We start from the raw sequence: 19992 nt of genomic DNA, 5'->3' as shown, positions 1-19992 counted from the left end.
CAAGAATCTTCAACGTTTTTGAAAATCAGTGCAGTTTGTCACCAACATCCGCAATCGCTGCGTCGATCAGTTTGTTCGCCTGTGCGGCCGTCATCTGCTTGGCCAGAACTGCATTGGCAGCCGATACCGCAACGGTGATGGCCTGATCACGGACTTCCTTGACAGCTGACGCTTCAGCCGAAGCGATCTGGTCCTGAGCTGCAGCCAGACGGCGGGCGATGGATTTCTCCAAATCGACCTTTGCCTGTTCTGCCGCCAGAACAGCATCTTCTTTGGCTGCAGCCACGATGGCATCCGCTTGGGTCTGCACTTCACGCTGCTTGCGCTCGTACGAGGCCAACAGGCTGCGTGCCTCTTCATGCAGGGCGCGGGCTTCATCCAGTTCGGATTTGATGCCGTCGGCGCGGTTGTCCAGCGCGCCACCAATCATACCCGGAACCTTGAAGTAGAACAGGACCGCGATGAAAACGATGAAGCCCAGAAGGACCACAAAGTCGGTGTTGCCAAGCGAGAAGAACGGGCCACTTGCGGCCAGCGCGGGGCTGGCGGTGCCGACGGTCAGGATAAGGGCAAGAGTATTCCGCATGTCACTTATCCTTTCGTCTGCGCGTCAATTGCACTGTCGATGGCTTTGGCATCCGCCTCGCCGCCCAGAGCTGTGACCAGTTCAGCTGCCGTGTCCTTGGCAACCACTTGAATGCTTTCCAGCGCGCCGGCTCGGATATCGGCAATTGCCTTTTCCGATTCAGCCGCCTTTGCAGCGATTTCCGCGTCTGCCTTGGCAATCGCGTCATCCAGACCAGACTGAATTTCAGCGCGGGCTTCTGCTGCGATACGCTGTGCCTCAGAACGGGCATCGGCCAGCGCCTTGTTATAGGCCTCTTCAGCCTCGACCGCTTTGGCCTTCAGATCTTCGGCCGCAGCCAGGTCATTTGTAATGGTCCCCTGACGTTCCGCCAGGATTGCCGCGATGCGGGGCAAGGCCACGCGAGACAGGACCAGAAAGATGACGACCAGCGTAATGACCAGCCAGAAAATCTGGTTGGGGAACCAATCGAAGCAGAGCTGGGGCATCCCGATCGCCGACCCATGAGAGTCAACGCAGGTACCTGCAATCTCTTCGTATACGGGTTCTGTCGCCATGATGTCCTCCGTCGGAACGTTGTCTTTACAACAGGTGGGCCGCTATGGCTTGGACCCACCTGCGCGTAAGGATCAGGTTCCGCAGATTAGACGGCGAACATCAGCAGCAGCGAGACCAGGAATGCGAAGATCCCCAGGGCTTCTGCGAATGCGATACCGATGAACAGGGTTGCGGTCTGCGAAGCAGCCGCCGAAGGGTTGCGCAGGGCGCCGGCCAGGAAGTTGCCTGCAACGTTGCCCACCCCGATTGCGGCTGCGCCGGAACCGATTGCTGCCAGGCCTGCGCCGATGTGTGCGAGATCGCCTTCCATGATGTTTCTCCTTACGAATTGGAAGTTTCGATGTTTGGGTATCGGACCTTAGTGCGAAGGATGCAGCGCATCTTTCAGGTAAACACAGGTCAGAATGGTGAAGACGTAGGCCTGAATAAAGGACACGAGGACCTCGAGGCCGTACATTGCGGTGATCGCCAGAACGGACACCGGTGAGATCACGGCAATCGCGGCAAAGCCTGCGAAAACCTTGATAACCGCGTGGCCTGCCATGACGTTACCGGCAAGACGAATGGAGTGGCTGACCGGACGCACGAAGTACGAGATCAGCTCGATGATCGCCAGGACAGGGCGCAGTGCCAGCGGTGCGCTGGACACCCAGAACAGACCCAGGAAGCTTGCGCCGTTCTTGACGAAACCCAGAACGGTTACGGTCAGGAACACTGCCAGCGCCAGCGGGATGGTCACGGCGAAATGCGATGTGGTGGTGAAAGACATGGGCAACATGCCCAGGAAGTTCGCGCAGACGATGAACATGAACAGGGTCATGACATAGGGGAAGTACTTCACGCCTTCTTTACCGCAAATGTCTTCCAGCATCTTGTAGATGAAGCCATAGGCCAACTCAGCAACAGACTGCATTCGGGTCGGAACAATGGCACGTTTCGAGGTGCTGAGAACCAGCAGGGCAAAGATCGCCGCAATAGCCAGAAACAACCACAGAGTCACGTTGGTCGGCGTGTACCACGCAATCGCACCGTCACCGAAAAGCGGTTTAACGATGAACTGATCCATCGGATGGAAAACCAGGCTGCTGCCTTCTGCTGCGGTGGTCTCAGTTGCCACGTTCAGTCCCTCTCGTCCTTATCGGCCGCCTCAGCAGCCGCTTGTTTCTCCTGAACCTCTTTCGCGCTGCGGAGCATAACCTTCACGCCCGCGACAAGGCCCAGCAATGTGAACAGCACCAGGAAGATCGGGATTGTCCCGAGCAGGCTGTCCAGCCCGTATCCGATGCCAAATCCGATCCCAAGACCGGAAACCATTTCGATGACCATCCTCCAGGCAAGCTCGCCCCCGGACACGTCAGCATCCGCACGAGGTTTTGGCGCTTTGGCCTTTTTCGCCGCTGTGATCTTGGCCTCCAGCTGCGCCATACGCTGCTTTTGGTCATCATCGGTCACGGGCAATTCCCTCGCACAGTCTTGGGTAGGGTGCTAAGGGGCGCAAGGCACAGAGTCAACGGTGTTAAATGTCCGACTTGTCGCAGGGTAAGCAATTGGTTTTATGCAATTTATTCATGCAATTGAGGCACCATTAAAATACCCCGATCCATCGGCGCGCGTAAAAACCACTCATTTCGTATATTCAACCAAATGGTTGACCAAAACCGGGCGCTGTGATTGAGCGATAGCATGTCCAATGACCTCGATACCGTTTTCGCGGCCCTCGCCGACCCGACCCGCCGCGCCATCCTTGCGATGCTGCTTGAGGATGACATGGCCGTCACCGACGTCGCCGACCCGTTCGAGATGTCGCTGGCCGCGATCTCGAAACATCTGATCATCCTGACCAAGGCCGGGTTGATCAGCCAGGAAAAGCGCGGGCGAGTGAAATGGTGCAAACTGGAACCGGATGCGCTGCGCGCGGCATCCGTCTGGATGCAGGGGTTTGGTCAGTTCGAACCGGTCAATCTGGATGCGTTTGAACGATTTCTGGAAGTCGAACTGCCCGCAACAGACGATCCCTAGACCTATCTAACGACAAACACCGATACTTTGGCGTGCTTGGCCAGATATCCGGCATGGCTGGAAAAGATGTGGTCCGTGATGCGCGGTGCGTGCGTCCCAACGACGATTAGGTCGGCCCCAATCTCTTCAGCGGCGCGGGTCAAATCACCGTCGACCTCTGCAGCTACATCTACCGAGTGGATGTTGCGCGCTGAAACCTCGGAGCCACTCTGCTCGGTAAGTTGATCCACAATGGCTTGCAGCTCGGCGCTGATCTCCGCGTCTGAATGCGTGACGTCGCCCGGCTGGGTTCCGGTCACGCTGACGATCGTGATCCGGGCGTTTTGCCATCTCGCCATTTGCGCCGCGACATCCAGAGCTTTGCGAATTTCCGGCGGCAGATGAATATCGACCGGGATCATAATGTGATTAAACATGGCATCTTCCTCCTGCCGCCGATGTTAGCGGGCTCAGGAATAGAGCACTTTGATCTGTCTCATGTAGATGACTCCGACCATTTCATCCGGTTTGGCCGGTTCCCAGCTAGCCTTCCTGACTATACTCGACGCCGATGATCACACCCGTTGCATCCGCAAGACACAACCACGGTGCCTGAGCGCCAGTGACCTCAATTGTCGTGATTGTTCCGGTCGGTACCGATTCAGTCGAAATCGCGTTGACGTCAGCGGCCTGAACACCCGTCTCAGCCGATACCAGCGCCTCACAACTGCCTTGAAGGTCGGTCTCCGACGACCCCTGCCCCCCTCCTTGCGTACAGGCGGATAACATCGCACCGGCGACGAATAGAACAGCTTTCTTCATCATTTCCTCCGGGATGGTCCATCAGACCCGAGGGTTGTTGGATTACGGCCAAAAGACAAGGGTCATTCCGAGACCGGCACAGTGTCTTTCGCAGGTTGCTCTTCGCTTTTGAGCAGCAGAACCAGCGCGATCGCGGTTAAAACGACACCGACCAGCACCATGACGGTTGGCGCAGGCCGCCCAAGCGCGATCTCCCACAGGATCACCCAGCTGGGGATCAGATAAGTGTAGGCCATAACCTTGGCCGACGGCAGGCGTAGCGCTGCAAACTGGACCAGAACGAAACTGGAGGCCGTTGCGAAGATAGAAAGATACAGCAGACTGACCCAGACGATCAGCGGCAGGTTCGCCCAATCGGTTGCACGGATGTCTGACCAGCCGACCACCGTCAGGATCACGCAGCCAGCAACCAGTGTTCCAAATGTAAAGACTACCGCGGGCTCGCCCCGGTTCAGTTTGCGCACCATCGGCGTGTAGATTGCATGCGCCATGCAGCCCCAGAAAAAGATGATCTCTCCGCCGCCGATCTCGAAGGCGCGAAAGGACTGCCAATCGGCGCGAAAGATAACCCATAAAGCACCGGTTGCCCCCACCGTCAGGGCAAAAGCCATACGCGGAGTGGTGATCTGGCGCAGCAGAACCCATCCGGCGACCGCAGACATGACCGGCGTCAGGGTGAATACCGCAGATGTGCTGACCGGGTCGGCGGTTTTCAAGCCGTAAAACATAAGAACAAAGTAAGTGGCGAACAGCCCGCCCAACACGGCGTATCGCCACGGCGCTTGCGCAGCGCTGCGCGGCAAACCGGTGGTGGCCAGCGCTGCAATGCCGATGATGACAGCCGCAATCAGAAATCGCCCTGCTGTAATCGCCAACGGCGCAATCTGATTGGCCACGATGGAGCCCAGCGAGAAGCTACCCGCCACCAGCAGAGTGAATGTGATCATTGCCAAATGACCACGCCCCTGCGGTGTCACGAGAGCCAACCTTTGGATTCTTCCTTAAGGAACGATAGGAATGCCTGCACTTTGGTCGTGCGATGCAGGTCGACATGGGTCACCAGCCAAAGTTTGCCGAACCATTCGGGCAACGGCTCAATAACTTCGACTAACTCCGGATCGCGCGATGCCTCCCATCGTGCCATGAAACCGATCCCTGCCCCGGCTAGAACCGCCTCGCGCAAGCAGAAATTGTTGGTACAGCGGAATGCGATGGCCTCGGCCGGGACAGTGGCACGTAACCACTTGGAAAACGGAGCGCGGCTGTTTTCATCGTCCGTGCCGACAAACAAGTGGTCTGCAAATTCGTCAATGCTCGCTGGTTTACCTCGGCGCTCGATATATGACTTGCTGGCAAACAAGCCGACTTCCTGTTCGATAAACGGCTGCACAACATTGTCGGGTTGGTCCGGGGCGGCACCCGCACGGATGGCCACATGCGCCTCGCCGTATTCTAGGCGGAACAGGCGGTCCCCGGTGAGGTAACGCACGATCAGGCCCGGATGCATTGATTGGAACTCGGACAGGGCGGGAACGACTAAGGGCGCCAGCGAGGCCAGAGATGTTACAACCAATTCGCCCGACACATCATCGCCGCGCCCCTTCATTCGGCCCACCAACTGATTGAACTGATCTTCGGTGGCCTGAGCCACGCGCAGAAGGTCCTCTCCGGCATCGGTTGGGGTATAGCCACGGGCGTGGCGCTGAAACAGTTTGACGCCCAGCCGCGCCTCGATCGCGTCGATATGGCGGATCACGGTGGCATGGTGCACGCCCAAGATTTCGGCCGCGCCGCTGACAGTGCCCATCCGAGCGACCTGATACGCGGTTTTGACTTCGTCCCAATTATCCATGCTCAAGCCCACTGTGCAAATTCCAACAATACATGTTGGTATATCCGCGTTTCGTTCGCTGACGCAACACTCATATTGGAACCGGAAACAGTTACCCCGCCAAAAAGGAAACCCTGACATGACCAAGACCATCCTGCATATCGACGCCTCGGCCCGCCGCACCGGATCCGCCACCCGCGACCTTTCCGGCCAGATTATCGGGCACCTTGGAGCCCAGCGCATCATCCGCCGCGATCTTGCCAGCCCCCTGCCTTTGTTGACCGAAGACTGGATCAACGCCAACTTCACCCCCGCGGATCAGCGTGACGAGGTTCAACGTGATCTGCTGGCCCTGTCCGACGAGTTGGTAAGCGAGTTGCAAAACGCCGACACCATTGTCATCGGGCTGCCGATCTACAATTTCTCGGTGCCTGCGGCCTTCAAGGCCTGGATCGACCTTGTCGCCCGCGTGGGTCTGACCTTTGCCTATTCGGAGACCGGCCCCAAAGGCCTGCTGGAAGGTAAGCGCGCCGTGCTGGCGATCGCGTCCGGCGGCACCGAGGTAGGGTCTGAGATCGACTTTGCCACCAACTATGCCAAGCACGTTCTAGGATTCATCGGCATCCACGACGTCGACGTGATTGCGGCTGACAAGATGGCGCTGGATGCGGACGCCGCCTTGGCGAATGCCCAAAAAGCGGTAACTCAACTCGCCGCTTGATCCACCTCTGGCCTTTACCATGTGAAACGTCCAGTCTGCCTTAAGCGAGATTTGCAGACTGGGCGTTCATCATGAAGAAAATCGGCATTCTGGGCGGTGTGGGCTGGGCCTCGACCGTGGATTATTACCGAGCGATCGCAGAAGGGGCCAGCAGGCACTTTGCCAATCGCGGCCACAGCTCGCCCCTGCCGATCCCGCCCATGACAATCGAATCCGTTACGCAGGCCAAAACACGCGCCCTGCGGGGAACCGCCGGAGACGAGGCCAGTTGGTCCGGGTTCGACGCGGTGTTTCGCGAGGCGCTGTTAACACTTGAAAACGCGGGCTGCGACTTTGGCATCATCGCCTCGAACACTCCACACGCGCGGCTGCATGCGATCCGGCAAGGTATCACCATGCCCATTCTCAGCATTTTCGATGCAACGGCTGAGGCCACGGCATCTGCCAAGGCGTCCACAGCCCTGGTTCTGGGAACGACAGTGACCATGCAGGCCAGCAATTATTCAGACCGATTGGCCGCTGAAGGGATCACTGCAAATGATCGCTTGCCCGAAACGGAAATTGCCGAGATGCAGGCGATGATCGACAGTGACTTCTACGGCGGCGCATCAGCCACGGCGCGCGCTCGTTTACTAACTTTCTGCGACAAGCACGCAAAGCCTGGAACTGCGATCTTGCTGGCGTGCACGGAACTGCCGCTGGCCTTTCCCGACCACCTTGATGACCCTGTTTTTGAAGCTGACGGCCACCTGTTCGTCAATCCGTCCGCCGCCCATGTCGCCGCTGCCCTCAAAGAGGCGCTGAGCGATTGATCACGGCAGCCAGGTGATCTCGCATCCGATCTGATCGAAGAATGCCATCAGGTCATCGCGTGTCATGGCGACAGTCCGGTCATTTACCAACGGATGCATATAGATGACGTCCGCCGTTTGCGCGGCGGCGTCCATGAAGAACCGCACATCGTTTGACGCCCCGTTGATCATGGCCAGCGGACTGACCGCGCCGGGGCGGATGCCAAGGTTCTGAAACAGCCGATCCGCCGATCCAAACGACAGATTACCGATCCCCAGCTCTGTGCCCAACGCCTTAAGATCAATCTCGCGGCTTTGTTCCAGCGTCACCAGATAGTTCCGCTTTTTCTTGTCGCGCAGGTACAGGTTCTTGAGGCGCAAGGTGTTTTCGCCGGGTACCAGGAATTGCTCTTCAACGCCTTTGGCATCCTCAACCGTGCGCAGGGGGATATGCGTGCGCAGACGATAGCTCAGCCCCCAGTCATCCAGCCGCTGCAACAGCGCGTCTGAACTGATCGGCAGCGTGTCTTGAAAAGCGGATGACGCATCCATGGGCACCTCCTCGTTTGAGGCGCTAATCGCGCAATGCGCTGACAGATTCAAGCCACGACAGGCCTGAAAATCGATGCTAGCGTGCCGCCATGAAAGTCACGCGCAATTCTCCGAACCAACTGATCTTGTCCGATACGCCATGGTTTATCGGCATGACGCTGGTCTTCTTCATTCTGGCTTTTGTCGGCGCGGGCCTGTTCATGGTCAGTGAGGGCGGTGAGGGCATCTTGTTCGGCATCTTCTTTGCCCTATTCGGCGGTGGGATGGGTCTTGGGGCCTTCTGCGCCTTTGTGCGCCGCGTTCAGGTTATCTTGGACCGGAACAAAGACAAAATAATGATCCGCAGGCAGTCCGTCTTTGGCTATGATACCGTCGAGCATTTGCTTTCAAACTTGTCCCATGCGGAGATCGAAAGCACGGTATCGAGAAGCAATAAGGGGACATCCACCCTATATCGCCCTGTGCTAATATTGGACAAGGGAATGAGCGAGGGTCGGCATCCCATCGTCGAGGCATTCTCAAATGGTCGCGGTGCGCATCGGCTGGTTGATGCGGTCAATGACTGGCTTCCGGCGCGCAAGGTTGACTCTGCCAGCCGATCGGCCTAAAGCCCAACCCAACATCCGGAAGCGTCTGATCTTCCGGTCCCTTGAGTCGTTCAGGGATCGCCCCCCACCAGCGTGTTACGCCCGTGGGGGCGTTTGTGCATTTAACCGGCGCATCCTATCTAGGGCACGCCACCAGATAACCGGCTAAGGAGGCCGAAGGCATGTTTGAAAATCTATCCGAACGCCTTTCTGGCGTCTTTGACCGGCTGACCAAACAGGGTGCCCTGTCCGAAGAGGACGTCAAAACCGCTCTGCGCGAGGTTCGGGTTGCGCTGCTTGAGGCCGATGTCTCGCTGCCGGTTGCCCGTGAATTCGTCAAGAAAGTGCAGGATCAGGCCACCGGTCAGGCGGTGACCAAGTCGATTACCCCCGGACAGCAGGTCGTCAAGATCGTGCATGACGCGTTGGTCGACACCCTGCGCGGTGAAGAAGATCCAGGTGCGCTGAAGATCGACAACCCGCCTGCCCCGATCCTGATGGTCGGCCTCCAGGGCTCGGGTAAGACGACCACGACCGGTAAACTGGCCAAACGCCTGAAAGAGAAAGAGGGCAAAAAGGTCCTGATGGCATCGCTGGACGTTTATCGCCCGGCAGCGATGGATCAGCTGGCCGTTCTGGGCACGCAGGTTGGCGTGGACACCCTGCCGATTGTGCCGGGCCAGAAACCCGTTGATATCGCCAAGCGCGCAAAGCAACAGGCGACGCTGGGCGGCTATGACGTCTATATGCTGGATACTGCTGGCCGTTTGCACATCGACGAAGTTCTGATGGACGAGGTCGAGCAGGTCCGAAACGCGGTTGATCCGCGCGAGACCCTGTTGGTCGTCGACGGCCTGACCGGACAGGTCGCTGTTGAAGTCGCCGAGGAATTTGACGCCAAGGTCGGCATTTCCGGCGTCGTCCTGACCCGGATGGACGGTGACGGGCGCGGCGGTGCGGCGCTGTCGATGCGCGCAGTTACCGGCAAACCCATCCGCTTTGTCGGTCTGGGCGAGAAGATGGACGCGCTCGAAACCTTCGAGCCAGACCGGATTGCCGGCCGGATTCTGGGCATGGGCGACATCGTTGCTCTGGTCGAAAAAGCCCAGGAAACGATGGAGATGGAACAGACCGAGCGCATGATGAAGCGCATGGTCAAAGGTCAGTTCAACATGAACGACCTGAAAATGCAGCTGGAACAGATGATCCAGATGGGCGGCATGCAGGGCATGATGGGCATGATGCCGGGCATGGGCAAAATGGCCAAACAGGTCGACGAAGCAGGCATGGATGACAAGGTGCTCAAACGCCAGATCGCCATGATCCAGTCCATGACCAAACGCGAACGCGCCAACCCGCAGTTGCTGCAAGCGAGCCGTAAGAAACGGATCGCCGCCGGTTCGGGGATGGAGGTCAGCGACCTCAACAAGCTGCTCAAGATGCACCGGCAGATGTCGGACATGATGAAGAAGATGGGCAAAATGGGCAAAGGCAAGATGCTGAAACAGGCCATGAAAGGCATGTTCGGCAAAGGTGGCCCATCGCCTGAGGAAATGGCCGCGGGTATGGATCCCAAAGCGCTGGAACAGGCAGCCAAGGCGATGGGCGGCAAGATGCCCGGTATGCCTGGCATGGGCGGCGGCATGGCTCTGCCTCCGGGTCTGAGCGGATTTGGAAAGAAAAAGTGACGCCAGCACGCTGCACCCAGCCCCCGTCCGGAAAGGCGGCGATGGCAGCAGCGCAATATCGCGCGGACCTGCCGGTCATTCAGACCCGGCGGCTGGTCCTGCGTGCGCCCACTTTGGACGACCTGCCGGTGTGGACGTCAGTCTGCGCAGAAAGCTTTGGTGACACTGAGCAAGAAGCCTGGACCGAGTTTTCCTACTATACCTCCGGCTGGCTTCTGCATGGTCATGGCCTGTTCTCGGTCACCCTGAAAGATGGCGGTCAGGTCATTGGCTTCGTCATTCTGGGCTTGGAATGGGACGATCAAGAACCCGAGCTTGGCTATGTTTTCAGCGCCGAATACCGCAAGCAAGGCTACGCTACTGAGGCCTGCACTGCCGTTCGCGACTTCGGTTTTGACCTGCTCGGGTCCGACCAGTTCGTAAGCTATGTGTCGGCATCCAACGCCCGCTCGAATGCGCTGGCTCAACGCCTTGGTGCGTCCCGTGACGCCATGGCTGAGAGCGCCTTTGACGCAGACCAGCATGTCTGGCGCTATGACGAGGTGCAGGCATGACACTTTCCATGGCGATCCCGACGCTGGAAACCGAGCGCCTGATCATGCGTGCCCCCTGCGAAGCTGATTTCGCGGCCGAGGCCGAGTTCTTTGCCAGCGATGCCTCAAAATTCGTCGACGGCCCAAAACGCCCGGACGAAACTTGGCGCGCAATGGCGATGTTGCTGGGTCACTGGGCCATGCGCGGATATGGGTTCTGGGGCGTCGAAGAAAAGGGCACCGGCACCTATGTCGGCCATGTGGGCCTGTGGTTCCCCCATAGCTGGCCCGAGCCCGAAATCGGCTGGACGTTGATGAATAACGCCACCGGCAAAGGTTACGCGACCGAGGCCGCTCTGGCCGCGCGAGCGCATGCCTATGATGTGTTGGGGTGGGAAACGGCGATTTCTCTGATCGACCCGGACAATCTGGGCAGCAAGGCCGTGGCCGAAAGGCTGGGCGCGCAGTTTGATTATACCTACGAACACCCGGGTTTCGGTACAATGCAGGTCTGGCGGCACCCTGCCCCGGCCGATCTGGTGAATGGCGGGATCGAGGCCTACGCATGACGTCGTACACCATCCCCACCGTTGAAACAGAAAACCTGATCCTGCGGGCACCACAAGAAGGTGATCTGCCCGCAATGACGGCTTTCTTCGCGTCGGAACGCAGCCGTATGGTCGGTGGGCCAAAAACGCCGCTGGAGGCATGGCGGTCGCTTTTGGGCCGGTTCGGGCACTGGGCCATCATGGGTTACGGCGGTTGGCACATCGTTGAAAGGGCAAGCGGCGCGTTTGCAGGCTGGACCGGGATCATCAACGCTCCGGGCTGGGATGAGCCGGAATTGGGTTGGGTCCTTTTCGACGGCTTCGAAGGCAAGGGCATTGCATTCGAGGCTGCGATGGCTGCCCGCGCCTATGCCGCCCAACACCAGGGGGTGAAAGGTCCGATCTCATACATCGCCCACGCGAATGACCGCTCGCGCGCATTAGCCGAACGTCTTGGTGCCACTTATGAGCGCGAAGGCGAGGTTGTGGGCGAACGCTGTCAGGTTTGGCGGCACCCGATAATCGACATTTCCGACACCGCTTTGACCGCTGAGAGGACCGGCCAATGAACAACCCTGTGACACGGGCTGCGACGTTGCTGAAAGAGCATCGCGAAAGCATTGATCGGCTGGACGCGATCCTTGTCTACACGTTGGGCGAGCGGTTCAAGCACACCCAGGCCGTTGGCAAGCTCAAGGCCGAACACGAACTTCCCCCGTCCGATCCTTCGCGCGAGGCCGCGCAGATCGCACGGTTAGAAGAACTGGCGAAAGAAGCCGATCTGGACCCCGATTTCGCCAAGGCTTTTCTGAATTTCATCATTCAGGAAGTCATCCGACACCACAAGAAACACCAGAACTAAACCGGTGAACCACCGGATACGCCATTCAAAGGAGATACCACCATGGCAATGAAAATTCGTCTCGCCCGCGGCGGCTCGAAAAAGCGTCCTTTCTATCGCATCGTAGCGGCTGACAGCCGTATGCCCCGCGATGGTCGCTTCATCGAAAAGCTGGGCACCTACAACCCGCTGCTGCCCAAAGACAGCGAAGAGCGCGTGAAAATGAACATGGAGCGCGTTCAGTACTGGCTGGACCAGGGCGCACAGCCCACCGACCGTATCGCACGGATGCTGGAAGCTGCCGGTACCCGCGACAAGGCCGAGCGCAACAACCCCAACAAGGGCACCCCGGGCAAGAAAGCTCAGGAACGCGCAGAAGAAAAAGCTGCAAAGGCTGCTGAAGCTGCCGAAGCGGCTGCTGCGCCGGCTGAAGAAGCAGCAGCAGAAGAGTAAGCAGGTCGGCGCGTGCAGGATCAGGACTTCACCGACGATTTTCGCACGCAGTTCGAACTGTTGATGCGGCTACGGCGCGATGTGCGCCGGTTCCGCACCGATCCCGTGGACGAGGCGGTGCTGACGCGCTGCCTCGACACATTTCGACTGGCCCCTTCAGTGGGGCTGAGCGAACCCTGGCGCGTCATTCGCGTCGAAAGCGAAGCGGCGCGTGCCGCGGCGCTGGAGAATTTCCAAAACGCCAACGAAGAGGCCCTTGCGGGATACTCGGGCGACAAGGCGTTGAAATACAGCCGCCTGAAGCTGTCCGGCATGCAGGAAGCGCCTGTTCAGCTGGCTGTATTCTCGGACGAGACGACCAACAAAGGTCTGGGGCTGGGCGCGGGCACAATGCCCGAGATGCGCCGCTATTCCGTCGTCGCCGCGATCACCTTGTTCTGGCTCGCCTTGCGGGCCGAGGGATTAGGTCTGGGCTGGGTCTCAATCCTTGATCCAGAACAGATGAAACGCGATCTGGCTGTGCCTGACGATTGGTCTCTGGTCGGCTACTATTGTGTGGGCTGGCCGGAAGAAATGTCTGAAAGACCCGAACTTGAGCGTGCCGGCTGGGAACAGCGCAGCGCCCGGTTGCATATCGAAACGCGGTAAAGCCAGATGTTCGGACTGATACGGCTTCCCATCCTGTTGCTGATCGCTTTTATTGTGGGCGTGTTCTTTGAGCGCAATAACCAACGCGAGGCATGTGCCCCGCTTGGAGACTGGCAGGACGGATTATGTGTAACGACGGAAGAGCCAAATGACTGATCTGATCTGCGTGGGCAGCGTTGCGGGGTCGTACGGCGTGCGCGGCGAAGTGCGGCTAAAAAGTTTTTGCGCCATCCCAGAGGATATCGAGACCTATTCGCCCCTAACTGACGAAGACGGCAAGGAACGCTATCCCCTGGTGCTGACCCGCCCAATCAAAAACGGCTTTGCGGCGCGTTTGGGTGGGATCGAGACCAAAGAACAGGCAGACGCCATCAACGGCCTCCGCCTATTCGCGCGGCGTGATCAGCTGCCGTCATTGCCTGATGACGAATTCTATCACACCGACCTGATCGAGCTTGAGGTCTACGACACCGGCGGAACGCTGCTGGGTCGTGTGAAGTCGGTACAAAACCACGGCGCCGCAGATCTGCTGGAACTGCACGGGCCGGGGTTGAAAGGCACCGTTTTTCTGCCCTTCACGCTTGAGGTTGTTCCAACTGTGGATCTGGACAAAGGCCGCATCATCGCAGACCCGCCCGAGGGGCTGATCTGATGCGACGCGTTCTGCTGCATCTGGGGCTACACAAGACCGGAACCACTGCAGCACAATCATTTTTGTATGAAAACCGCGAATTGATCTGGCCACATTTTGCACTGTTGCTGCCTTACAAGACGCGCAAATTGGGGCTGTCAGGTGCCGCGACCCGCCATTCCATCTATGGAACCGTGGGAACGCTGTCCGAATTCAGCTCGCAGACCCGAGAGTATCTGGCAACGCGGAACTTCGGCACGAAACGCGGCCTGATCGTCAGTGAAGAGAATTTCAGCGGCCTGCGTCCCAGCCGCAATATCGAACAGGGGTATGCAGCTGCACCCGATCTGGCCGCTTGTCTGGTGGACGCCGTCCGCGATCGATTCGAGGATCAGGAGGTCGATATCACGATCTACCTGTCCCTGCGCCAGCGTGGAGCGTGGTTGCGCAGCCTGTGGGCGCACGATCTTCAAAGAACCCGTGAAGTCCAGGATTTCGAAACCTTCCGCACGAACATGGATCACCTGCCCCCACTCGAGGAAACGGTCTCGGACATTCGCAAGAAACTGCCGGCGGTCACCGTGATCCAAGAGTGGCTGGAAGAGACGCATTTGCGCCGCTTTGGTCCCGGTACGCCTTTTGCCGAATTCCTGAACTTGCCTCGGGAAAAAGCGCAGCTTTTGGTGCCGCCCACAAAATCCAACAGCAGGCTGCCGGAAAGCGTGCTGGCCGAATTGCTGACGCTGAACCGATCCCATCTGGACGAAGCGGAGTTGACCCGGCAAAAAGCACTGGTAGTAGAGCGGGCAAAGAACGCGATGGTCGGCACAATATGACAGACAAGCCAAGCAAATCTCATGGGCGCAAGGCAATCCGACCCACGCTGAAGCCGCGTGAATTGATGACTCCGACACCTGATCTGCACGGGGTCTGGAAGGCAAAAATCATCACCCTGTTCCCTTCCGCCTTTCCCGGCGTTCTCGGCGAAAGCTTGACGGGCAAAGCCTTGCAAGAAGGGTTGTGGCAATTAGAGACCGTGGATCTGCGCCAGTTCGGCGTTGGCAAGCATCGCAATGTCGATGACACGCCGGCTGGCGGCGGCGCGGGTATGGTGTTGCGCGCAGACGTGCTGGGTGAGGCAATCGAACACACAATGGCTGGCGTGCAGGGCAACTGGCCATTGATCTACCTCAGCCCGCGCGGTCGCCGCATGGATCAACGTATGATGCAAAACCTCGCGCGCTGCGACGGCATGACCTTGCTCTGCGGTCGGTTCGAAGGCGTCGATGAACGCGTGTTGGAGCATTATGGCGTTCAGGAAGTCAGCCTTGGTGATTTCGTGATGACCGGAGGCGAAATTGCGGCACAGGCGCTGATTGACTCAACTGTGCGGTTGATTCCCGGCGTATTGGGCAACCAGGCCTCAGCCGAAGACGAAAGCTTTTCCTCGGGTCTTTTAGAGCACCCGCAATACACCCGACCCGCAGATTGGAAAGGCCGCCCGATCCCCGACATTCTGATGTCTGGTCATCACGGGCGCATTGCCGAATGGCGGCACCAGATGTCTGAAGAGATCACCCGCAAGCGACGCCCTGATCTGTGGGAACGCTATGAGGAATCCGGGGATGGGACACCGGACTGATCCTCTCAGGTGTGACTTGTCTGCAGCAAGTTCACCCTTTCGACGAAATCTACTTGAAGCTGACTTTTCTCAAAATTACTCATTCTGAAGATGTTGCAAAAGCAATTTTTGATCAACGCATAACAGGCTATCAAATGAGAAAAATCATGTGCTTCGCAGTGCTTGCCGTTTCGGCATGCACAACCAAACCTCTGGAATTGTCGGTGCCAACACAGGCGGGCCATAATCTGCATTCCGCCCGTGTCTCGGTCGAGTCTTGCACCACCGAAGCAGATATCGGTGGCAACGCTGCTGTCATCGGCAACTACGCGACGGCTATTATTCTGACATCTCCGGTCGTCGGCGCGATCATTGGATACAACACTCAGGACGGGGCGCGCACGCAAGGAGAGATCGACCAGATTGACCGCTGCATGACCGAACTTGGATTTGAACGCCGCGATCTGACCGCAGGCGAGCGTTCCTGGTTGCGCCAGGCGCCTGATAACGAACGCGTGCGCCGGTTGGATCATCTTGTGGGCGGAGGCACTATCGAAACCTTTGGGGTGCCCAAGGTTTAGGACCCCCCGGCCTTCCACCTAGCCCAGATTTCCGGCGGACCATTGAACGTGTTGATGTCCACTTTCCCCTGAACGCCAGGAACCAAACCCGTGCCCGTATACTGCCAAAACCGCCACGCGGCCTTGGGGTAAACGTTGCGCGGGTGCCCGGCGACCGACCGCAGCCAGAATTCCGTCTTGGGCAGGCGGGCGATATCGGTGTCACCGTAGAAATCCACGGTCGTATAGACGATCGGGCGGCGGCCATAGTGGCGTTCCAGGATATCAAGGAACCGCTTCGCCTCGGACCGGACGGTGGCGCCATCGGGTCTGATGGTGCAGGTCTTGGAATGTGGCGTCCATTCCATATCCAGCACATGCGGCAGGTCGGCACCTCGGGGCACGTTCTCGATGAACCATTTTGCCTGCTCATGCGCCGGTCGGCAGAAATAGTAGTAGTGATAAGCCCCCCAAGGAACGCCCGCGGCTTGCGCCCCGCGCCGGTGATCATCAAACAAAGGATCGGCCACGTCGCCCCCCTCGGTCGCCTTGATGAATACGAAACTGACGCCAGATGACTTGGCCTTTCGCCAGTCAATCGGGCCCTGCCATCGCGAAACATCGAGCCCGTGAACCGGATAATGCCCCGGATGCCGGCCTTCCCACTCATGCGGCTTGGCATCCCCAAAGCTTGGAAAAATGACCGAAGGCGACGTGGTGCTCAGAAATGCCTTTGGTTCAACCTGTTGGGGCGGCGGGCTGCTGCGACCGCAAGACAGGGTCGCGAAGGCCATAACAGCCAGCATCAATGCTGTACGCATGGTATGTTCCTGTTCCAAATTTCTGCTCTTATAATTCCCTCTAGAATGCCCGATCTGCCTGACAAGGCAACGGTGTTGTTGACAAGCGGCGAAAACCTACCACTCCGCCCCGATCTTTATAGAGATTCAGGCTTGATCCCTGCCCACAAAGCCCGTAAAGCAGCGCAATCCGGTGCCGCGACATGCGACTCCGGTGTTTTGGTTTGCATCATGGCGTGACGCCCGGCTTTCTTCGGCCACGGCGCGGCAGGGCGGACCGGACCAAAGGAATATTCGATCTGACCTCTGGCGGGCTGTACGCAGGACCCGGTGAAGACCAAGAGCTCTCAGGCCGTGCTCAACTTCGTGGACCAACCACGAGCAGATAGGAGAAATGCGATGGACCTGATCGCACAGCTTGAGGCGGAACAGATTGCCGCCCTGGGGAAAGACATCCCCGATTTCAAAGCCGGTGACACCATCCGTGTCGGCTTTAAAGTGACCGAAGGGTCGCGCACCCGTGTACAGAACTACGAAGGCGTCTGCATCGCCCGCAAAGGCGGCAACACCATCGCCGGTGCGTTCACCGTTCGCAAAATTTCGTTTGGCGAAGGCGTAGAACGTGTGTTCCCGCTGTATTCGACCAACATCGACAGCATCACCGTTGTCCGCCGTGGCCGCGTCCGTCGCGCCAAACTGTACTATCTGCGCTCGCGCCGTGGTAAATCCGCGCGTATCGCAGAAGTCACCAACTACAAGCCCAAGGCTGGCGCCGAAGCGTAAGGAACGGAAAGATGAAAAAAGACATCCATCCCGATTATCACGTCATCGACGTCAAAATGACCGATGGCACCGTAGTTCAGATGAAATCCACCTGGGGCGCCGAAGGCGATCAGCTGGCTCTGGAAATCGACCCCTCTGTGCACCCTGCATGGACCGGTGGTTCGTCGCGCCTGCTGGACGCCGGCGGCCGTGTGTCGAAGTTCAAGAAGAAATACGAAGGTCTGGGCTTCTAAGCCGGAACCTTTTGAGATGCGAAAGGCCGCCCACCGGGGCGGCCTTTTTTGTGGGTAGAACGTTGCCAAAAATAAGTGGCTAAGCCAGCCGCATGATCAACTCGACCTCGCCATCGACAAGCCGGCCAGTCGGCGCAAACCCGAACGATTGATAAAGCGGCAGCGCACTGCCGGGTTCGTCGACGACGCTGATCACCAGGTTAGAGCGACCCTTTTTCAAAGCCACGGATTTCGCAAAATCCAATGCGGCCATTCCATAGCCCCGGCCCTGACGAGATTTATCGACCATCAGCCGCCAGATATAGACGCCATCCGGGTCATCCTCGTCATCCAATTCTGCATCGGGATGTGCCATGTCGATAATGGCAAGCAAACCCACCGCATCGCCGCCATCCCAAATGCCATAGATTTCTGACCCCGGTTCGAAAATCGACTGCGCCATCGTCATTAGATTTGTCGCGACAAACCCTGCCTGATTGTCGCGCACAGACAAAGCCGCCAAAAGGCGCAGGGTTTTTTGAGAGAGTAGCGCAAACTCAACCATGGAGACCTACTATCACAGCCGGATTTCCAGTAGAAGAATTGTCAACAGTCGAAGCGAACTCAACTCTTCGCACGCGTCAGCTCGGCTGCGCTGTGTACAGGCGGCACCGGCCCCCGAAGCAACATCAGTGCCAAAGCCATCCCGACTAGTGCCGCCGCAGCAGTAACAAGCATCGCGCTGTCAAAGGCGTTGTCTTGCAAGTCCCGAAGGGCCTTGGCCAATGCAACGCTAGTTTCAGGATCCATTTTAGCGATCAGTTGTTGGATTTGGCTCGGCGTCCCATGGGTCAGGGAATGGGCCAGATCTTCTCGCTGGGCGGACCCGGTGGGCAAAGCATTCATGACCTCGGAAATACCTCTGCGGGTCGTTATAGCTTCGGCCAAACCTCCGACTACGGCACCCAGTGTCGCGCCAAAATACAGGCAGGCATTAATCACCCCGGACCCCTGCCCCACATGCTCTTCCGGCAAAAGGCGCAGGCCCAGCCGGGGTAGCAGCGAGAAACAGATCCCCAACCCGATACCGACAATCATCAGCTTCCACCAGATCTCGACATATTGGGTAGAGTTCGAGGTTGTCATCAACAACAAGAACCCACAGGCCATCGCCCCCAAGCCGATCACGATAGGCCATTGAAAGCTGTAGGGCCCCAGAAACCGGGGTGCAGTGACCGAGATCACGAACATGCTGAGGCTAAGCGGCATGATCGCTAAACCTGCGCCGATGGGCGAATAACCGAAGGCGTCCGGGGATTGAACGAACGTGTTGAAATACACAAAGAAGCAGAACAGCGTGAAGCCGGTGAAGAACATGCCAACGGCGGCCATGAAATAGCGGGGATGCTTGAAGTATCGCAGCTCGATCAACGGATCGTCGCTGCGGCGGGACACGATAACAAGGATGATTGTCGCAACCGCCGCAACACCCAGTGGCATCAATGTCATCGGCGTTGCCCACCCGCTGCTTTCGCCATTGCTAAGCGCAAAGGACAGCGGGCCAAGGAACAATAGCAACGCAAAAGCGCCCGGATAGTCAAACTTGGCCCCGGCCTGACGTGTGTCCGGCACGTATCTGCGCCGGCTGACATGTAGCCCAATCAGGAAGGCGAACATCAGCAACACCAGATCGGTCGCAAACACTGCGCGCCAGCTGATGTAGTGGGCAAAGGCTCCGCCGACGATCGGCCCGACGCCAATGGCAAGACCGACAATTGCACCCCATGCGCCGGTGACACCTGCACGCTGCTCTTCGGGTGTGGCAGCGGTGAGCAATGACAGAGATGTTCCAAACAAGGCTGCAGCCCCTGCACCCTGTGCCCCGCGCCCAACCAAAAGCATCGCGCCGTCTTGCGCAAACAGGACCGAGGCGGACCCAATGCCGAAGACAATCATACCAGCAAAGAACACGCCCATCTTGCCGGTGATATCGCCCAACCGGCTGACGATTGTGACCAGCGTGGCGCTGGCCACGGTATAGGTTGCCATCACCCATTGCAGACCGGATGGTGTCAAATCGAACTCGGCCTTGAGGTTCGGCAGGATGGTCGCGACGGCCGTTGTGTTAAACCCAACAACCATCATACAGATAGCCGTCATCGCCAGCACAACGCGGGCACCCCCCTCGTGCGATGGGTCAGAAGGCGTCTTGTCGGTCATAATTCCAC

Annotated in this window: 31 protein-coding genes; 18 read left to right on the top strand and 13 right to left on the bottom strand. The window is 58.3% G+C overall.

Translation table 11 applies throughout. From position 1 onward, the window contains the following. Positions 1-25 precede the first annotated feature (25 nt). From AC2FJC_RS16225 to AC2FJC_RS16205, 5 genes are all read right to left on the bottom strand, one after another. Positions 26-586: a F0F1 ATP synthase subunit B gene (locus AC2FJC_RS16225; RefSeq protein WP_496727038.1), complete on the bottom strand. Its 561-nt coding sequence runs from the start codon at positions 584-586 to the stop codon at positions 26-28. A gap of 5 nt (positions 587-591) precedes the next feature. Next, positions 592-1143, bottom strand: coding sequence for a F0F1 ATP synthase subunit B' (locus AC2FJC_RS16220; RefSeq protein ID WP_496727037.1), 552 nt, complete (start codon positions 1141-1143; stop codon positions 592-594). Between the two features lie 86 nt (positions 1144-1229). After that, a complete protein-coding gene (locus tag AC2FJC_RS16215) occupies positions 1230-1454 on the bottom strand; it encodes a F0F1 ATP synthase subunit C (RefSeq protein WP_005981269.1) in 225 nt (74 codons plus the stop codon). 48 nt (positions 1455-1502) lie between these two features. Beyond that, on the bottom strand, positions 1503-2261 hold the full coding sequence (locus AC2FJC_RS16210; protein WP_058278975.1) for a F0F1 ATP synthase subunit A: 759 nt from the start codon (positions 2259-2261) through the stop codon (positions 1503-1505). 2 nt (positions 2262-2263) lie between these two features. Further along, a complete protein-coding gene (locus AC2FJC_RS16205) occupies positions 2264-2596 on the bottom strand; it encodes an AtpZ/AtpI family protein (protein WP_058273313.1) in 333 nt (110 codons plus the stop codon). A gap of 231 nt (positions 2597-2827) precedes the next feature. Between AC2FJC_RS16205 and AC2FJC_RS16200 the strand changes: the two genes are divergently transcribed. Beyond that, positions 2828-3163, top strand: a complete 336-nt coding sequence (locus AC2FJC_RS16200; protein ID WP_058273314.1) for an ArsR/SmtB family transcription factor — start codon at positions 2828-2830, stop codon at positions 3161-3163. A 2-nt stretch (positions 3164-3165) separates the two neighbouring features. Here AC2FJC_RS16200 and AC2FJC_RS16195 read toward each other — a convergent pair whose 3' ends face one another. From AC2FJC_RS16195 to AC2FJC_RS16180, 4 genes are all read right to left on the bottom strand, one after another. Continuing rightward, positions 3166-3579, bottom strand: a complete 414-nt coding sequence (locus AC2FJC_RS16195; RefSeq protein ID WP_496740265.1) for a universal stress protein — start codon at positions 3577-3579, stop codon at positions 3166-3168. Between the two features lie 106 nt (positions 3580-3685). Continuing rightward, complete coding sequence (locus tag AC2FJC_RS16190) at positions 3686-3964, bottom strand: hypothetical protein (protein ID WP_496740264.1); 279 nt, start codon at positions 3962-3964, stop codon at positions 3686-3688. A 62-nt stretch (positions 3965-4026) separates the two neighbouring features. Next, positions 4027-4941: a DMT family transporter gene (locus AC2FJC_RS16185; RefSeq protein WP_496740313.1), complete on the bottom strand. Its 915-nt coding sequence runs from the start codon at positions 4939-4941 to the stop codon at positions 4027-4029. Continuing rightward, on the bottom strand, positions 4938-5816 hold the full coding sequence (locus tag AC2FJC_RS16180) for a LysR family transcriptional regulator (RefSeq protein ID WP_109312250.1): 879 nt from the start codon (positions 5814-5816) through the stop codon (positions 4938-4940). The genes AC2FJC_RS16185 and AC2FJC_RS16180 overlap by 4 nt, the downstream gene beginning before the upstream one ends. Positions 5817-5934: 118 nt before the next feature. Here AC2FJC_RS16180 and AC2FJC_RS16175 point away from each other — a divergent pair, with 118 nt between their 5' ends. Together AC2FJC_RS16175 and AC2FJC_RS16170 are read left to right on the top strand one after the other, a co-directional pair. Then, positions 5935-6516 (top strand): FMN-dependent NADH-azoreductase, encoded by a 582-nt coding sequence (locus tag AC2FJC_RS16175; protein ID WP_496733690.1) that lies wholly within the window; start codon positions 5935-5937, stop codon positions 6514-6516. A 71-nt stretch (positions 6517-6587) separates the two neighbouring features. Further along, complete coding sequence (locus AC2FJC_RS16170; protein ID WP_496740263.1) at positions 6588-7328, top strand: aspartate/glutamate racemase family protein; 741 nt, start codon at positions 6588-6590, stop codon at positions 7326-7328. On the opposite strand, the gene AC2FJC_RS16165 is transcribed toward AC2FJC_RS16170, so the two are convergent. Further along, positions 7329-7859: a prolyl-tRNA synthetase associated domain-containing protein gene (locus AC2FJC_RS16165; protein ID WP_496740262.1), complete on the bottom strand. Its 531-nt coding sequence runs from the start codon at positions 7857-7859 to the stop codon at positions 7329-7331. An 89-nt stretch (positions 7860-7948) separates the two neighbouring features. On the opposite strand from AC2FJC_RS16165, the gene AC2FJC_RS16160 reads away from it, so the two are divergent. The 13 genes from AC2FJC_RS16160 to AC2FJC_RS16100 all read left to right on the top strand — a co-directional run bounded on the left by AC2FJC_RS16160 (position 7949) and on the right by AC2FJC_RS16100 (position 15990). Next, positions 7949-8467 carry a hypothetical protein gene (locus AC2FJC_RS16160; RefSeq protein WP_496740261.1) on the top strand — a complete coding sequence of 173 codons (519 nt, stop codon included), beginning with the start codon at positions 7949-7951 and terminating at the stop codon, positions 8465-8467. 161 nt (positions 8468-8628) lie between these two features. Then, positions 8629-10134, top strand: a complete 1506-nt coding sequence (ffh, locus tag AC2FJC_RS16155; protein ID WP_496740260.1) for a signal recognition particle protein — start codon at positions 8629-8631, stop codon at positions 10132-10134. Between the two features lie 41 nt (positions 10135-10175). Continuing rightward, complete coding sequence (locus AC2FJC_RS16150) at positions 10176-10688, top strand: GNAT family N-acetyltransferase (RefSeq protein WP_496740259.1); 513 nt, start codon at positions 10176-10178, stop codon at positions 10686-10688. Beyond that, a complete protein-coding gene (locus AC2FJC_RS16145; protein ID WP_496740258.1) occupies positions 10685-11236 on the top strand; it encodes a GNAT family N-acetyltransferase in 552 nt (183 codons plus the stop codon). The genes AC2FJC_RS16150 and AC2FJC_RS16145 overlap by 4 nt, the downstream gene beginning before the upstream one ends. Next, positions 11233-11784 carry a GNAT family N-acetyltransferase gene (locus tag AC2FJC_RS16140; RefSeq protein WP_496740257.1) on the top strand — a complete coding sequence of 184 codons (552 nt, stop codon included), beginning with the start codon at positions 11233-11235 and terminating at the stop codon, positions 11782-11784. The genes AC2FJC_RS16145 and AC2FJC_RS16140 overlap by 4 nt, the downstream gene beginning before the upstream one ends. Then, the gene (locus AC2FJC_RS16135; RefSeq protein WP_170561253.1) at positions 11781-12077 is read left to right on the top strand and encodes a chorismate mutase; all 297 of its coding nucleotides are present in this window, start codon (positions 11781-11783) and stop codon (positions 12075-12077) included. The genes AC2FJC_RS16140 and AC2FJC_RS16135 overlap by 4 nt, the downstream gene beginning before the upstream one ends. Positions 12078-12119: 42 nt before the next feature. Next, positions 12120-12509 (top strand): 30S ribosomal protein S16, encoded by a 390-nt coding sequence (gene rpsP, locus AC2FJC_RS16130; RefSeq protein WP_170561254.1) that lies wholly within the window; start codon positions 12120-12122, stop codon positions 12507-12509. A 12-nt stretch (positions 12510-12521) separates the two neighbouring features. Further along, positions 12522-13157, top strand: coding sequence for a 5,6-dimethylbenzimidazole synthase (bluB, locus tag AC2FJC_RS16125; protein ID WP_496727023.1), 636 nt, complete (start codon positions 12522-12524; stop codon positions 13155-13157). 6 nt (positions 13158-13163) lie between these two features. Further along, a complete protein-coding gene (locus tag AC2FJC_RS16120; protein ID WP_199520026.1) occupies positions 13164-13313 on the top strand; it encodes a hypothetical protein in 150 nt (49 codons plus the stop codon). After that, entirely contained in the window at positions 13306-13809 is a 504-nt protein-coding gene (gene rimM / locus AC2FJC_RS16115; protein ID WP_058278985.1) for a ribosome maturation factor RimM, read from the top strand. Before AC2FJC_RS16120 ends, rimM begins: the two co-directional genes overlap by 8 nt. Beyond that, positions 13809-14624, top strand: a complete 816-nt coding sequence (locus AC2FJC_RS16110; protein ID WP_496740256.1) for a hypothetical protein — start codon at positions 13809-13811, stop codon at positions 14622-14624. Before rimM ends, AC2FJC_RS16110 begins: the two co-directional genes overlap by 1 nt. Further along, complete coding sequence (gene trmD, locus AC2FJC_RS16105) at positions 14621-15430, top strand: tRNA (guanosine(37)-N1)-methyltransferase TrmD (RefSeq protein ID WP_496740255.1); 810 nt, start codon at positions 14621-14623, stop codon at positions 15428-15430. Before AC2FJC_RS16110 ends, trmD begins: the two co-directional genes overlap by 4 nt. Before the next feature lie 146 nt (positions 15431-15576). Then, positions 15577-15990: a hypothetical protein gene (locus AC2FJC_RS16100; RefSeq protein WP_496740254.1), complete on the top strand. Its 414-nt coding sequence runs from the start codon at positions 15577-15579 to the stop codon at positions 15988-15990. Here AC2FJC_RS16100 and AC2FJC_RS16095 read toward each other — a convergent pair. Beyond that, positions 15987-16790: a glycoside hydrolase family 25 protein gene (locus AC2FJC_RS16095; protein WP_496740253.1), complete on the bottom strand. Its 804-nt coding sequence runs from the start codon at positions 16788-16790 to the stop codon at positions 15987-15989. The genes AC2FJC_RS16100 and AC2FJC_RS16095 overlap by 4 nt on opposite strands. 378 nt (positions 16791-17168) lie before the next feature. Between AC2FJC_RS16095 and rplS the strand changes: the two genes are divergently transcribed. Together rplS and rpmE are read left to right on the top strand one after the other, a co-directional pair. Then, a complete protein-coding gene (gene rplS / locus AC2FJC_RS16090) occupies positions 17169-17552 on the top strand; it encodes a 50S ribosomal protein L19 (protein WP_058273331.1) in 384 nt (127 codons plus the stop codon). 11 nt (positions 17553-17563) lie between these two features. After that, positions 17564-17785: a 50S ribosomal protein L31 gene (rpmE, locus tag AC2FJC_RS16085; protein WP_010437577.1), complete on the top strand. Its 222-nt coding sequence runs from the start codon at positions 17564-17566 to the stop codon at positions 17783-17785. A 79-nt stretch (positions 17786-17864) separates the two neighbouring features. Here rpmE and AC2FJC_RS16080 read toward each other — a convergent pair whose 3' ends face one another. Continuing rightward, the gene (locus tag AC2FJC_RS16080) at positions 17865-18329 is read right to left on the bottom strand and encodes a GNAT family N-acetyltransferase (RefSeq protein WP_496740252.1); all 465 of its coding nucleotides are present in this window, start codon (positions 18327-18329) and stop codon (positions 17865-17867) included. A gap of 59 nt (positions 18330-18388) precedes the next feature. Beyond that, entirely contained in the window at positions 18389-19984 is a 1596-nt protein-coding gene (locus AC2FJC_RS16075) for an MFS transporter (RefSeq protein ID WP_496740251.1), read from the bottom strand. Between the last annotated feature and the right edge of the window lie 8 nt (positions 19985-19992).

The sequence above is a fragment of the Ruegeria sp. CDSB117 genome, from assembly GCF_059611005.1.
This window is presented reverse-complemented; position numbering and strand designations above follow the sequence as displayed.